Consider the following 16615-nt stretch of genomic DNA (forward strand, 5'->3'; position numbering starts at 1 on the left):
GGACGGAGTCGCCGAAGAAGACTAAGGAGCGAACCAGCGCAAATTTGTGACGGATGTTGGGCTATCTTTTTGGGCGGGCTTTATTACTTTCGGTCGTTATTCTTATATCGGAAGAACGATTTCATACCGGATCGCGTCGACTGTCATTCAGACATTAACGATCGGGTGCACCATAATCCACGTTTTTTATCGAAATCATTCAATTAATTTCCTCAATATCTCAACAGATGACTCGTTCGCCTCTGGAAGAAATGTTCCGTAGCATCCGCCACGAAACTGACTTGGAGTTGCTATAGCGCGGCATCGCATGCAGGGATGCGTCCACGCGACGCGCGCAAACGCACTCCAGCATCCGCTCCCAAGCCTGCTCGAAGGCGCACATCAACGCTTCATCGCGCAATCTCAACATCTGCGAAATCCCGGCACACATCGAATACCGGCCAAATCTCCGCTTTATCAATCCGAATAACGAAATGACTAATTCGACGAAAATGTTACGCACCATTCGTTATGAAAAATTCACACGCGTCATACGGATTTCCCCCTACATTTATCCGGCGGTCCATAAGCATTCCAACCGCAACAGCAGGGGTTCCCGTTTATCTTCGTTCAAGGAAATTTCTCATGAAATCCAGCAAGCGCAAGATCTGTCAAGTCCTCGCTCTCGTCGTTTCCGGTCTGGGCGCCACGGCCGCGATGGCCTCGCCGAACGTGCAAGGCGGCGGTTCGTCGCTCGTCGCCCCGACCATCGGTGCGATCGGCAACAGCGCGACCGAAATCGGCCTGTTCGGCACCGCCGAAGGCTCGTTCACGTATTTCTCGGTGGGTTCGGGCGCAGGCCAGAACGCATTCCTGAACAACCAGCCGACGTTCTTCGGCGCAGGCGTCACGGGCACGGTCCACTTCGCGAACAGCGATGCGGCACTGTCGACCGCCCAGCTCACGTCGTACAAGGCCGGCCTCGGCGCGACCAACGGCCCGCTGATCCAGATCCCGTACATCGTCACGCCGATCACGGTGCCGGTCGTCAACGGCCCGGCCGTGACGAGCACGACGACGCCGCAAACGACGCCGGGTCAGGCGCATAGCATCGCGCTGAACGACGACGATCTGTGCGGGATCTTCTCGGGTCGTATCACCGACTGGGCCGGCGTGAGCGGCGCCAACCCCGTCATCAACCCGCAAACGGGTTCGGCGTACACGACGACCAGCACGCCGATCAAGGTGGTCTATCGTGCAGACGGCAGCGGCACGACCGAACTGCTGACGCGCCACCTGGCCGCTGTTTGTACGACGACCAACACGCAAGCCGGTGTCACGTTTGTCGACTCGCTGACGTTCACGGCGTCGTTCCCGGGCGGCGTCGTGCCGGCGAACTTCGTTGCAGCATCGGGCAGCGGTGGCGTGCGTAATGCGGTGGCGAGCTTCTCGTCGGCCGGTACGGCAGCCTTCGCGTACCTGAGCCCGGATTACACGAATACGTTCCTCGCCCCGTCGAGCACGGTCGTGACGTCGGCCGGCGCGCTGCAACTGCCGGTGGCCAGCCTCGTGAACAAGACGAATGGCGTGTACTACGCACCGAACTACACGAACGCGTCTACGGCATTGGGTTCTGTAACCCCGCCGACACTCAAGGCGCAGGCCGCCAACCAAGCAAACTGGGTGCCGAATGCAGGCAACCCGGCTTCCGGCTATCCGGTTTCCGGCACGAGCCAGATCATCCTGAGCCAGTGCTATAAGGATGCAACTGTCAAAACGGCGGTGCACGACTTCCTGAACAGCCACTACACGAACGCCAGCTTCGCGTCGATCGTTCATGGCAATGGCTTCGACACGGTCCCGTCGAACTATCAGACCGCGATTTCGGCCGACTTCCTGAGCAACACGAGCGGCTTCAACCTCGACATCGGCAACACGGGCGTCTGCGCAGGCACGGTTACCGGTCGTTAAGCGTTCTTCAGGCTGATTTTTTGCCCGACGCGACTGCGCCCTTGGGAAACCAAGGGCGCAGTGTTTGTTTGCGTATGCAATTGCGCGTTTCTCTTCGCTGCCAAGTCGAGCATCGCTTTCGAACATACGATGCACTTTGAATATCCGGTCAACACGACGGGAGAAAATCTTATGAAACACCAACAACGCAAACTCTGCCAGATCATCGCTCTTTTCTTGTCCGGCGCAGGTGCCACGGCAACGGTGGCTTCGCCGAACGTGCAAGGCGGTGGTTCGTCGCTCTTCGCTCCGGCTATCGGCACAATCGACAACAGCACAACCGAAATCGGTCTGTTTGGCACCGCCGAAGGCTCGTTCACGTACTTCTCTGTCGGCTCGGGTGCCGGCCAGAACGCGTTCCTGAACAACCAGCCGACGTTCTTCGGTTCGACGGTCACGGGCACGGTCCACTTCGCGAACAGCGACGCGGCACTCACACCCTCACAACTCATGTCGTACAAGGTAGGCCTCGGCGCGACCAACGGCCCGCTGATCCAGATCCCGTACATCGTCACGCCGATCACGGTTCCAGTCGTCAACGGCCCGGCCGTGACGAGCACGACGACGCCGCAAACGACGCCGAGTCAAGCGCATAGCATCGCGCTGAACGACGACGATCTGTGCGGCATCTTCTCGGGTCGTATCACCGATTGGGCTGGCGTGAGCGGTGCCAATCCCGTCATCAACCCGCAAACGGGCTCGGCGTACACGACGACCAGCATGCCGATCAAGGTGGTTTATCGCTCGGACGGCAGCGGCACGACCGAACTGCTGACCCGCCATCTAGCCGCTGTCTGTACGACTGTCAATACGGCCACGGGCGTGACGTTCATCGACTCGCTGACGTTCACGGCGTCGTTCCCGGGTGGCATCGCACCGCCGAACTTCATTCCGGGCTCGACAGATGGCCACGTGCGAAACACATTGACCTCGCTCGCCAGCACCGGCATCGCTGCGGTTGCGTACCTGGGACCGGGTCATACCAATACGTATCTCGCGCCATCAAGCTCCGTCGTGACCTCGGCCAATGCGATCCAACTGCCGGTGGCGAGCCTCGTGAACTTGAAGAACGGCCAGTATTACGCGCCAACGTATGCGAACGCTACGGCAGCGCTTGGTACGATTGCGCCACCAGCAAACAGGTTCTTCGCCGCCAACCAGACAAACTGGGCCCCAAATACCAACAACCCGAACTCTGGCTATCCGGTCTCCGGCATGAGCTACATTATCCTGAGCCAGTGCTACGCCAATCCGGACGTCAAGGCGGCCACGCATGACTTCCTGAACGCGCATTACACGAACGCCAGCTTCGCGTCGATCGTTCATGGCAATGGCTTCGACACGGTCCCGTCGAACTATCAGACCGCGATTTCGGCCGACTTCCTGAGCAACACGAGCGGCTTCAACCTCGACATCGGCAACACGAGCGTCTGCACGGGCACGGTGGTCGGCCGCTAAGTCCTAAGTCGCCAGCAAGCTGACTTCCGAGTTCTAAACGACTGAGCCCCTGGGTTATCAGGGGCTCAGTTTTATTCGGTCGTCTTCAACGTATCCGTCAGGCAAGCCGCAACAACTCCGAACATCCCGTATTGCAGTCGGAATGTCCACGCGGTCTTACGACATACAAGAACTCCGGGTGGACTGGTAGGCAGCACAACTTACGTTCGCGTCGGAATCGTTCCGTTCCGCTCCGCTCGTCGAACGACCCGCACGACGCATGTATGCATGCACGAAAAATAAAATGCGGGTCACCGATCCAACCGGCGCCCCGCGTCACACCTTACGTTCGTCCGAATCAGATCTTGCCTAACCTGGCGCGCTCCTCCGACGTCAACGTGGCCCGTTGCGTTGCGCCTGCTTGACCGAAGCCAAGAATCGACACCGCGTTCGACGAATCGTAGCCAACTTGCTGCTTGTGTTTCTTCATGCCATCGCCGCCTGCGTCGCCAAAACCTTCGACCTGCACCGAAATCGTCCAGCGACGGACTGACCCGCCGGATGCGTTGTTCTTCGCGATATCCTGCGCGACTTGTGTCGCGGCCGATGCAGCTGCGCTCGCGGCCGTCAACGCACCGGTATTCACCGCCTGCACGAGCGGGATACCGGACGCCTTTCCCGTCACCTGAATGTTGTCGGCATTCACCACGCGCAGCGCCGCGACGTTCAGGTTCCCCGCGCGAATACCGGCGTCTCCCGCATCAACCGTGCCGCGCGGCGCGATCAGGTTGATTGTCCCAATCGGCACGCCAGGTACGCTCTGCAGCGTCGCGATGCCCGCTCCGGTGACCTGCCCACGCGCGTCGACCGTACAGTAGTGGTTCGCATCGCACACATACTGCGGCGCAGGCGTATCGGCCGACGATTTCGCACCCTTGCCCGCGTTGATGTCGCCGTTTGAACTCCAGATCGTCATGTCGCCGCCCTGCTCGGTGAAGATCCGGCTCTGCGCCAGCAGGACACTGCGATCCGTAAAGATGTCGATATCCCCTTTCTCGAGCGTGAGAATCCCCATCGTCCCCGGCCCCGCAATCACCTTGCCGGTGGTGGGATCGACGATCTGCGGCGGTGCGGATGTACTGCCGATCAGCGCCTGACCTCCCGGGCCGAGAATCGATACGTTGCCGCCCTGCTGGGTCTGGATGGTCGTGCTGCGAATGTCCAGGTCACCCGTATCGATCAACCTGTTCGCACCGTTGCTGCCCCCGCCGAGATTGTTGGCCGTGTAGCCCAGCGCGGCTGGGAACATCGTATTGAGCGCCTCATATCCGCGTGCATATTTCTGATAGTACGGACTGCCGGGGTTGTTGTAATCCTCGCCGACGCTGGTCAGCACCTTGAACAGTACCTGTTCGGCAAAGAGCTGCTGGACATACTGCGGCAGCGCCTTGAATTTCGACCATGCCTCGTCCGAGGTCAACGGCTTGATCGTCGGCTGATCGTTGACGAGGCCCGTATCGACCGAAAGACCCGCCTCGTATTGCTCCATGAACGCGACGAGCGTGCCTGCACTGCTTGCGACACCGGGCACCGAACCCGCGGGGTCGATATAAGTCGAGACGAACGATGACGTGTCGATGCCCGGCCCAATGCCGAAAAGAACATTGACGTCTGCGCTTTCGTGCGGCAGGTACGGATTGTTCGCGTTGCCGATCGCGTCGATACCCGTTAGCGTTTTCGAATTCTTCACGGTCAGCTGATTCGTCAGCGGTCCGATATTCCTGCCCGCCTCGATATCGAACGTGCCCGGACCGCCAAGCGCAAGTACCGGCGCAACCGTTCCCTGCCCCACTATCAATCCCTGCGTATCGTAAATGTCGCGTCCAGCCACGATACGAGTCACATCCGACTTGCGCAGGTTTTGCCCCAGGAACGACAGATTGACGATGTCGCGCCCGGCCTGGATCAATGCAGGCTTGTCAATCACGACAGGGACAAGATAATCGAACAAGCCTGCGCGAGCACCGGTTGTCTGCAGAACGCCATCGACAATATCGCCATTCAAACTGTAGATTCGCGCCGGTACGGCATCATCGCCATGCAACGCAGCGGAATCGTGTGCCGCCGCAGATGCAACCGTGGGATCCGCGACGAATACATTCGGCCTCGCCGGTGACGGCATCGCGGACGGGTCGACATCGAGCATGCCGAATGACGGCGTCCCGACGGGCGGCCCCATGCCGTTGATGGTCGACAGACCGATGGTCTGGTCGGCAATCAGATTCAGATTGCCCGATGCCGACGGGTAAAGCTCGCCGCTCGCCGCAACCGTAATGCCGCCAGTGAACGCGGTCAGGTCTACCGACGACGGCAGAATGGACGACAGGTCGAGTTGACCCGGCGTCATCGGGCTGAAATTGCCGCCACCGATCAACCCGACGTTGGAAAGCGTGCCGATTGCAACATCGCCCGTCGTGGACGTGATATTGACGGCGGATGTCGACGAATAGCCCTTCATGTCGGCTTGTTGCTTGTACGCGGACAACAGCGCATTGCCCTGCACATACGACGGATCGAACACGCGTCCGATGCTGGCGCCTTGTCGCGCGTTGACGTCGAGTACGCCATCCTGCATAGCCAGCAACGTATCCATCGTCACGGTCCGCGCACCGTCGAAATTCGGGGGCACCACAATATCCGACCCGATCTTCCCGCCCGCCGTGATCGTGCCCGATCCTTTCGCGACGAAATAGCCGCCGCTCAGAATGTCTCCGCTTGCCCGTACTGTCAGATTGCCGCCTCCAACGGTATTGACCGTCGGGCTATCGGTATTGGCGCCGGTCAGATACCACGTCGTCGGCAACGACACCGACAGGTCGGAAATATTCCCGCCCGCCGACACGGAGACGTTTCCGCCCGCGCTCAACACGCCTTGATCGAACGCACCGAAGTTGATCGACGTCTGCACGGTCTGCGTCGCGGGATTGGTCGCCCCGACCATCCCGGTCGGATTGCCGATCTGCATCCACTGCCACCAGAATTGACTGATGTTGGCGCCCTTCTTTCCGGTCACCGTGCCGTTCACATCGGTCAAATACTCCGCGCCGGTGATATCTCCCTGTGCGTGAATCGTGATATCGCCGGCCGAATCCGGATTGACGGGGGACGTAACCAGAATATCCGGATTGCCGCTCCCGCCATGAATGATCGAAAGGCCGGTGCCCGGGGCTGGCGCCCCCGCGGCAGGCGCGCCGCCCGTGTAAATCACGCCGGGAACCAGCACGTCCGGGTTGCCCGGCTGGATCGAATCGACATCGAACAACGCAATGTCGTTGCCGGCCGCTATATCGATCGCACCCGTACCCGTGCGAATCATCGTCGGGGCCAGCAACGCCAGGCCATTGCCGTCCACGAACGTCGTATGCCCGTCGAAAATCACGCTCTTGCCGTTCGATCCGCCTCCTGCGGTCGGCGCCTGAAGCGCCAGCGGGTTCGTGCTGTTCAGATCCGCCCCAGCCACGACGCGGAAGGAACTGCTCGATCCGCCCGTCAGTGAAGCAGACACAAGCGGAATCGGGACGGTCGCAACGGAGGTAGGGGCCGGCGAATTGTCCGTCACGGCAGGCAAGCTGATCGTCGTGGTCGCGATGACCGAAACCGGTTGAACGCTTGGCGCCGTGACAGTAGTCACGAGCGGCCATTGCTGCTGATGCTGGACCACAAACTGGACTGAATCGGACAGATACTTCTGATATTGATTCAGATAGATCAGATAGGAGCCGGGATTCGAAGCCTGCTCGGCTGTGCTCGGCGCAATCGGAGCCACTGGCTGACCGGGCAGCATCGTCGTAGAGTTTTGCGCGTGTAGTCTGTAGACGATCTCCATATTGCTACTGGTCAACGGCACACCTGTCAACGCTGACGAAAGGCTTGTCGCGGTCTGATCCAGAAAATTCGCATACGCCGAATATAGTGCGTAGTACTCTGCAATCTCGTCCGGCGTGCCGCCGGTCGGTTGCCCCGGACCGGACGCCAGGCCGCTCCCCGCGAAATACGAGAGTCCATAGCCATACGCAATCCCGAAAAAGCCCGCGGGCGCGTTGAAAATTGTCTGTACTGCATTCAGCGTCGACAACGGCGGCACCGGAATCGTCCCGCCTCCACCCAGCGGGTTCGCAATCTGAAAGAACCCGTCCGACAGGCTCGCCTTCACCTTCACATTGTTCTCGGCGCGCAGTGTCACGACGGGCGCCTCCCCGTCGAACCGGAACGCGAGATTCGTCGGCGACACACCCGCACCGAGGTTCCAGTTCGTCAGCACCTGGATATCGCCGCCATTGATCGCCGCACTCGGGTTGTCTAGCTCGATCCCCGGCACGATGCGCGCATTCGCGATGTTCTTTCCTGCGAACGGATCGACCAGCGTATCGAGCCCGTGCTGTACAAACCCCATCAGCGTGCCCGGCGCCGTCGTCGACGCATCGCCGTTCTGATATCCGTAGAAGGTCTGGTGATCCGCATTCGTGCCGCCGCTCGCAGGCGCGAAATACATGTTGTTCAGCCCGCCGAACCCGATCGCGGAACTACCGCTCTGAAGCTGTGCCTGCGTGACGCTCGCCGATGCACCGGTCGCCTGATTCGTCAGCGTGCCGCCGCCCGATCCGTCCGGCGTGAACGAGAACGTCGCCGGCGTGCCGGATGTGCCTTGCGCCGTGAACGTGCCGCCCAGCAGATGCCCGCTCTTGTCATACCATCCCGCCGGATCGATGACGCCGTCGAAGTGCTTCGCGCCCGTCGTCGCATCCGTCGTGCTCCACACCGCATACGCTTCCAGCGTCGTCGCTCGCGAACCGACGATCCCCTTGCCGTTGTTGAACGTATCCGGCAGATTGAGATTCACGCCGTTGTCGATCAGCAGCGGTGCGCGGAAATTCACCGTGCCGCCCGACAATCCTCCCGCCGTCCCGCCCGACACGTCGATCAGCGCATTCGCGCCGAGCGTGATGGCGCCCGAATTCGCGCTCAGGATGTTCTCGTAACCATAGGTCGCGTTGTACGCGATCGAGTTGCCATTCGCATCGACGATCGTCGGATCGAACAGCGCGGTCGTGCCGATGTTGACCTTGCCGCCGCGCTGGTTCGGATCGGAGCCGCGCGCGAGCAGCGTACCTTCGATGTCCACGCCGTTGCGGCCGTACAGGTCGATCTCGCCGCCCGCCTTGCCCGACGCGTCGATCGTTCCGAGCACGTTCACGTTGCCGTTCGCCGTATCCGCCGCACTGCCCGAACCGCCGTCGGCCGTGAGCAGCACCGAATGCGCGGTCAGCGTGTTGCCTTGCGACAGCGTCAGGTTGCCCGTCTTCGTGTGGACCGTGATCGCCTGGTTCACGCCGCTCGATGCAAGCGTCTTCGACAGCGCGTCGAGATCGGCCGCGCCGCCCGTATTCAACGAGAACGAGCCGCCCGCATAACCGCTCGCCGCGCCGCCCTTGAGCGTGCCGTTCAGGTTCACGACCTGTTGCGGCGCCGACAGCGCAAGGCTGCCCGCCGCACCGCCGCCGCTCGCCCCGGAAAAATCGAGCGTCGATCCTGCCTGTACGTCGACGGTGCCCGCATCGGCCGTCAGCGTGATCGACCCGGCCGGCGCGTAACGCGTCACGTCGAAGAACTGCTTCGACACGCCCGCCGAGCTGACCGTCGAGCCGCCGCCGATCGTCAGGTTGCCGCTCGTCGCTTCGAGCGTGACGTTGCCCGCCGGCGCGCTGATCGTCGCGCCGTTGTCGGCCACGGTGCCGCCGATGAAGGTCCATGCACCGCCAACCGCATCGCGTTTCAACGCGGCACCCGACGCACCGTTCAGCGTCAGTGCGCCCGTGGTCTTCACGGTAGCGGCCGAGCTCGTATCGGCCAGATAAACCGGTGCATTGAGCGTCACCGGCAACGCGCCGAAGTCGAACGTCCCGGTGCCCTGCCCCACGATGCCGCCCGTCGCATTCATCACGGCCGAGCCGAAGCCGCTCGCGCTCTTCGTACCCGTGCCGAAGTCGATTTCCTTCGCGTTGACCGTCAGCGTGCCGCCGCCGGCCGTCGCCGTGCCGGGCGTTGCGCCCATCTCGTTCGTGAACGCGATCTGCTGTGCGTTCAGCGTCACGTGGCCGCCGTCGCTCGTGAAGGTGCCCGCGCTCAGATCGACGTTGTTGCCGAACGTCGCGTTCACGTCGCCGACGAAGCCGATCGCGCCGTAGCTACGCAGCGCCACCTGCTGCGCGTTCGCGAACTGCGCAAGGCCGGCCGGATCGATCACGAAACCCGGCAGGCTCGCGGCCGCGCCGCCGCTCGCGTTCGTGAACGTGATCGCGGCACCGTCCGCCGTGATCGCCTTGGCCGACAGCGCCGCAGACGGATCGACCTTCAGGTCGCCGGACGAATCGAGCAGCAGCGCCTGGCCACCCGCGAGCGTTGCACCCGCGCCGACCGTCAGCAAACCGGTGCCCGTGCCGCCCGTGCGCGTGAGCGGTGCCATTGCGCCGTTCGACACGCGCAGCAGCGCGCCGTCGCCGGCGATCGAGATCGGCTGGTCCTTCGCGGCCGGATAATCGCCCTGCGCGGTAATCGATGCGCCCGCATCGACACGCAAACCGTTCGCCGCGTTCGGATCGGTGCCGCTGCCATCGGTCTTCGTGACGAGCAGGATCTCGGGGCCCTTCAGTGTCGTGTTCCCGTCGTTCGACAGGACGACGCTGTTCGCAATCGGCGTGATCGTAACGCCGCGCGTCGTCGCCGCACGCGTGCCGCCGATCAGCAGGCTGCCCGCGTTCAGCGAATCGAGCGCATCGCTGCCGATCTGCAGATAGCCGGGCAGCACCGCGCTGCCGTTGCCGGTGATCTGGATGTCCTGCGATGCGATGTCGACCTCGGCCGGCGCGCCGCCCGCGCCGGCGGCCGCGTTCAGCGTCGCGCCGAGCGTCAGCGCCTTCGTCGCGGCCAGCACCAGCTGGCCGCCGTCCACCGGCAACGGCGGCGTCACGTTGCCCTTGCTTGCGGCAAGTTTCGTGAAGTACGCGTTCGCCCCCGTCAGCGTGTATTGCGAGTATTGCTGCCACACGCTGTTCGACTGCACGTTGAACAACGTCGGCGTCGCGCTGCGGTTGCCCGTCAGCGAGTCGGCAAAATAGCCGGCCGTCACGACCGTGCCGTCCTGCAGCACCTGGCTCGCGCCCGGTACGACGTTGCCGGCCGTGCTCGACACCGTCACGCGATACGCGCCCGGCACCGTCGCGTACTTGCCCGGCAACAGCGTGTAGTAGCCGGCCGCCAGCCCCGGCACGCCCGACAGATACACGGCCTTGCCGACCGGGTCGGTCAGGCTCGCCTGTCCCACTCCCATCGTCGCCGTCGCGGTCGTTGCCGTACCGTTTTCATTGGTGGAAGGCTGTACCGTCTGCGCGAGGGTCGGGTCATAAGCCGCGACCGGTGATTGCTTGCCCGGCAGGATCGCATAGACGTTGCCGGCCCCGGCATTGACCGGCACTGCCGTCGCGCCCTTGCCGCTTGCATAGCTCACGTTGTATTGCGACAGCACGTCGCGCGTGCCGCCGGTGCCCGGCACCCATTCGACCGCCTGCAGGTCGCCGCCGCCGGACAGGTCGATCGTCGCGCCCTTGTCGAGCGCGACGTTGCCGCCGTTCACGCCGACATATTTCGCGGGCGGTGCGGTCAGGTCTGCCGTCGTCGTGCCGGCGACCGGATTGAACTGCCACTCGACCCCGTCGACCGTCGTGCCATACGGAATGACTGCGCCTTCGTTCGACACCGACGTCACGCTGCCGCTTGCGAGCCTGACCGAATCCGTCGCGACCAACAGCAGACCGGCAAACTGCGCCTGCGTCGCCGCATTCGACGGATCGCCGATACCGAACACGAGCGTGCCGGACGGTGCGCGCACCGTGCCGCCCTGCACGATGTTCGTCGCATCGACGAGCAACGTGCCACCTGCGGACAACGGTGTGCGCGACGCGCCGTTCGACGCGAACGTGACCGTCGTCGGCGCCGGCTTGCCGGTTGCCGGATCGGTCGGGCCGACCGCGTCGACGATGAACGTGCTGCCGGTCGCCGGATACAGGCCAGCCGCCTTGAACGTCAGGTCGCCAGGCGTATAAAGGATGCCCGGCATCAAGGTCTGGCCGGCATTCGTCGAACTCAGCCGGATGTCGCCGCCGCTCGTGAAGTTCGCATGGCTGAAATTGTTGAGCTGAAGCTGGTTCTTCAGGTCGATGAACGACGCATTCACGTTCAGCGTCGCATCCGACAGCGTCGCGACCGGTTTGAACTTGGGTGCCTGCGTCTGGATGAACGGCCCCGACAACGCGACGTAGGGCGCATCGATTTCCACCGTCGTGCCGAGCGGCGTTTGCGGCGCCTGTGCCAGCACGGCGTCGACCGCCGACGCAATCGTCCCGTCCGGCTTGCGTACCGGCGTCGACAGCAGCGTCGACAACTGTCCCATGCCGATGGCTGCAATGCGTCCCGCATTCAGGGTCACCGATTCGGGCAAGGACAGCGTCACGTCGCCCGCAAACAGCATCTGTGTCGGTGACACGCCGAACAGATTCGGCGGCGTGGCACTGCCGAGCACCAGGTTTGCGATGCCGGACCCGGTCAACCGGTCGGCCGCGAACTGGATGACCCCGGTCGGCTGGCCGATCGGCAGTCCGGTCGTCGGATCGATCGCCGACGTGAAATCCTGTCCCGGTGCCAGTCCCGCGGGCACGAGCGTTCCGTCTTGCCGCACGACCAATGCCGTGCCGCTCGCGCCATCGTTTTGATGCGGCAGGATCGTCAACGTACCGCCGCGTGCCTGCGCGGCACCCGGATGCCCCGCCAGCGTCGCATCCGCAAACAGGCCGTTCGCCGCCAACAGCGTGATCGAGCCCGCATCGCTCCAGACCGGCTGCGACGCGTAAGTACCATTGGCCTGCAACCGGTCGAAATTCGCAGACGTACCGGACACGTCGATCTTCGAGCCCGCCTGCGCCACCACGTAGCCCTTGTCGCTCGACATCGTCACCGAGCCGCCGGGCAACACCTTGCCCGAGTTCGGCACGACCGTCGTCGCGCCGATCTTGACCGGCGCCGCGAGTGGATTGGCCAATGCCGTGCCCGATACGTCGAGCAAGGCATCCGCGCCCAGCCACACCGACTGGCTCGCGCTCAGGAAACCGGTGTTGAACTGCCCGGCCGGCGCATACGTGCCGCCGCCGTCCGCGCTCAGCGTGATCGATCCACCGGGCGCGACGATCGAGCCGAGCACCGTGACCTGTGTCGGCGAACCGAGGCCGACGCTCGCGCCGGCATCCGCATGGATCGACGCGCCTTCCGACACAGTGACCGCGCCGGTCCCGCCCGGGTACGTTGGCACCACGCCGGCTGAAGTCAGCCACGACGTGTAATTGCCGCCCGTCAACACGAGGTTCGTCGCCTGCCGGTGATACGCATCGAGCTGGCCGATCGACGTCAGGCTGCCCGCCGACAGGTTCGCGCCCGTACCGGCCTGTTGAAGCGCGACCGCATCCGGGATGCGGTTCAGTTGCGTCACGCCGACCATGGCGCCCGGCGCGACGGTCGCGTCGTAATACGCGTTCAGCACGTACTTGCCGAACCCTTGCCGCGCGAAGAAGGTCTCCGGGAGATACACGTCGAACGGCGACGCTGCCGCCGCATCGCCACCGATCCGGAATCCGAGCGCCTGAAGCGTCAGCGTGCCGCCGCCCGAAAAACCTTCGCTCAGGATCGTGCCGCCCAGCGCAAGCGTGCCGGCCGTCGGCTGCGTGGCGGGCAGGTACGCACCGCCGCCGCCATCGGTCGTGTGACCAAACTGTTTCGATTGCGGTCCCGCATAAGTCTGCAACGACACGTTGCCGCCACGCCCGGCCGGCACGCCGTTCTGCATCAGCATCTGGCCGTTCGCCAGCATCTCGCCGCCGCTCGACACGTCCAGCACGCTGCCGGGCTGCAACAGGACCGAGCCGGTCGCGTCCGCATAACCGGCGCCGGGCACAATCAGCGAATTCTGGATTGCCGACAGCGAGATCGTGCCGCCGTTGATGAACTGGCTGTTGCCCGGCGTCGATCCGGGCGCCGCCTGCAAGTCGTTGTTCACCCATTGACCGGCAGCACTGATTACCCCCTGCGGCCCTACGATGACGTTGCCGCCGCTGGCAATCGAAATCGATCCCGACGGCACGATCAGCTTGCCTGCCACATTGACGTCGGCGCCGGGACGCGCGCTGCCGAGCGAAATGGAGCCTCCCGGCTGCAATTCCAATTGCGTGCCTTGCGGCACCACGATTCCCTTGCCGCCGACCTTGTCCTCGGTCACGTTCAGGTTCGCGAAACCGCCGTTGTTCAATGTCGCGACCGGTACGACGGTGGTCGACAACACGTTGCGCGGGTCCGTCTCGGGCAGCGCCTGCAAGGCGTTGGCATCGAGCGGCGTATCGATGGAGAAACCCCGCGCGATCTCGCCGAGCGACGGCGCGTGGTCCTGCAGCACGACGAGGCCGGTGGCGCCGGTTCCCGCGTCGTGGTTGTTCGACGTCAGATTGACCAGCGCAGTGCTGCCGAGCTTCGGATCGGCCCCGAGGTTGAACGTCCCGCCGCTCGGCAGGCTGTTGCCCTGCATCTGTTTCGCGCCGCCGAACGCCTGCGCGCTGATGTCGCCGTCGAGCACCGTCGCCTGGGACGCATACACGTCGAGCGTGCCCGCATTGCCGCCGACGATGGTGTCGCCCTGATACGCGCCCGCCGTCTGCAGCGGGTTGTACCAGGACTTCGTCACGCCCCAGCGCGGATGCGATTCGACGAACTGGCCCGCGATACCGACGTAGGTGTCGTACGGGCTCGCCCGCCCGATCGGGACGATCGCGCCGTTCGCGTCGACCAGGCGCGTCGTGTTGACCATCCCGCCGTCGTAATGGACGTAACCGCCGTTCAGGTTCATCGACGAACCCGCGGCGGTCATCACCTCGTTGCCCGACAGCGTGATCGACCCGCCATTGGTCAGCAACTGGTCGACCGTGCGCGGAATCAGGTTCACGTACCCCGACAGGTTCAGGATCGGGCTGCCGACCCACTGCACGCCGTCGCTGCGCGTGCCCGTCAGCGTGCTGTCGAACACGAGGTTCTTGTACCCGAGCAGGAACCCGTTGCGCAGCAGGGGCGAATCCGCGAGTTCGTTCTGTCCGATCCGGTCGACCGTCACCAGTGTCTGCGAGATCGGCACTTCGACGTTCGCAAGGCCCGACACGTCGATCGTCGCGCCGTTGTCGACATAGATGCGGCCCGGTACGGCAGTCTGGCCGGCAGGCGCCTGCGCGCCCGACGTGGACGGCGTCAGCGCCGCGACGGTGACCTTCGACCCGGGCGCCTCGATCAGCGAGCCGCCCTGGAACCAGATCGAGCCGGCCGTCATGCCGATGCTGCCCGGCGTGAAGGTCGCGCCCGGCGTCGACGGCGTCGTCTGGCCGTTGCCGTCCGGCATCACCGTCGTCACCGAGTCCGGGCCGAAGCTCAGCAGGCCGGCGCGATGCGTGTCGTCCGCGCCGCCGATTCCACCAGTCGCCTGCCCCAGCCCGAAGTATTTGGCACCCGAAGGGTTGTTCGAACTGTATTCGTCGACCGTGGAAATCGTGATCGTGCCGGGCGCGTTGACACTCGTCGTCACGCCGACCACCCCGTTCTGCGCGACGCGGCTGCCGAGCAGGTTCACGTTGCCGCGTGCGGCCTCGACGATACCGGTATTGGTCAGCGTGCCGGCCGGCGTGACGTCGGTTGTCGCGCCATTCGGCCCAAGCAGCATGATCTGCCCGCTCAGTTCCGGCAGCAGCACTTGAGGATTCGCCGTGACGCCACTATTGGGCCGCAGGCTCACGCCGACACCGGCCGCCAGCACGACCTGCCCGTCCGTCGCCTTGATGTGCCCCGCGTTCGTCACGTTCGGTGCCGCGATCATCACGAAGCCGCCGTCGCTCGCATTGCCGTTCGCGTGCGTGCTGATCGACGCACCCTGTTCGATGGTGACATCGCCCCACGGTTGATACTGGCTTGCGGACGTAAGGTTGACCTGATTGCCAAGGCCAAGCACTTCGTTCGGAACCTGGCTGCTGCCATTCACCCCCGTCGAACTACCCGACTCCGGATACGCGAGCCCGCCCGTCGTCCCGGCAGGCAGGCTCAGGAACTGCTTGTTGCTCGCGACGATCCCGGCAGCATCCTGCGCAAGCGTACTGTCCGCCACAACCGGCACCTTGTTCTGCAGGGTCTGGTTGTAGTTGTTCATGTTCAGCACGTCGAGCGACGACGCCACCAGCGAATGCACATTCACCTGCGACCCGGCCCCGAACAGCACGCCATTCCGGTTGATCACATACACCGCCCCCTGCGCGGTGATGTTCCCCAGAATCTGACTAGGCCTGCCGCTCGGATCGTTGATCCGGTTCAACACCGCCCAGTTGTTCGCGCCGTTCGTCTGCGTGCCGCCCGACTGGTCGAAGTTCAGTGTCGTCTGCCGGCCGACGTTCATCGTCTCCCACGTCAGCACCGCGTTCTGCCCGGTCTGCTTGACGTCGACGTTCACGTGCCCGTTCGCGTCGACGTTCTGCTGAGGCGCGTTCGCGTTGAACCACAGCACCGGATTGTTGGTATCGCCCGTCGCCCCCGCCGCGACCTGCAGCCCGCCCGGCGCGAGCCCGTTCGGTACCGTCGACGGCAGCTTCGCTGCCGCCGCGGCCGCGTTCTGCTGCGCGGCGATCTGCGCGGCGATCGCGTGCGCGGCATAACCGAGGTTGCGGATCGACGGCTGGCTCGCCTGCAGCGCCTGCTGCGGCGACACGCCGAGATTCGGCATGCCCGGCACGCCGCCGGCACCGCCCGCGGCGCCGCCCGCCGCACGCGCGGTAGCCTGCCCGAGGTTCATGATGCCCGCCGCATGCGCATGCGCGGACACGCCCGCCGCGAGCATCAGCACGACCGCCCGGTAAAGCGGGCTCAGCTCCGATTTCAAGACCGACCGCGAGGCCGTTGCGCGAACTTGCCGATCCGTACGTGCGCGTGCTGCCATTCTTTCCACCCCGATGCTAGGAAATTGCGCGCGGCGCCGGTCCGGCACCGCACATGTCGTTGCGCCTGAAAC

Annotated in this window: 3 protein-coding genes; 2 read left to right on the top strand and 1 reads right to left on the bottom strand. The window is 64.0% G+C overall.

Annotation, left to right across the window (positions count from 1 at the left end; all coding sequences use genetic code 11):
• Positions 1 to 624: 624 nt before the first annotated feature.
• Both ACM6JT_RS22470 and ACM6JT_RS22475 read left to right on the top strand, forming a co-directional pair.
• Entirely contained in the window at positions 625 to 1950 is a 1326-nt protein-coding gene (locus ACM6JT_RS22470; RefSeq protein ID WP_111019957.1) for a substrate-binding domain-containing protein, read from the top strand.
• A gap of 171 nt (positions 1951 to 2121) precedes the next feature.
• Positions 2122 to 3447: a substrate-binding domain-containing protein gene (locus ACM6JT_RS22475; protein WP_111019956.1), complete on the top strand. Its 1326-nt coding sequence runs from the start codon at positions 2122 to 2124 to the stop codon at positions 3445 to 3447.
• A 337-nt stretch (positions 3448 to 3784) separates the two neighbouring features.
• On the opposite strand, the gene ACM6JT_RS22480 is transcribed toward ACM6JT_RS22475, so the two are convergent.
• Positions 3785 to 16444, bottom strand: a complete 12660-nt coding sequence (locus tag ACM6JT_RS22480; protein WP_414857491.1) for a filamentous haemagglutinin family protein — start codon at positions 16442 to 16444, stop codon at positions 3785 to 3787.
• Positions 16445 to 16615 lie beyond the last annotated feature (171 nt).

The organism is Burkholderia sp. IT-111MI5, assembly GCF_949752865.1.
Taxonomy (GTDB): Bacteria; Pseudomonadota; Gammaproteobacteria; order Burkholderiales; family Burkholderiaceae; genus Burkholderia; species Burkholderia pyrrocinia_C.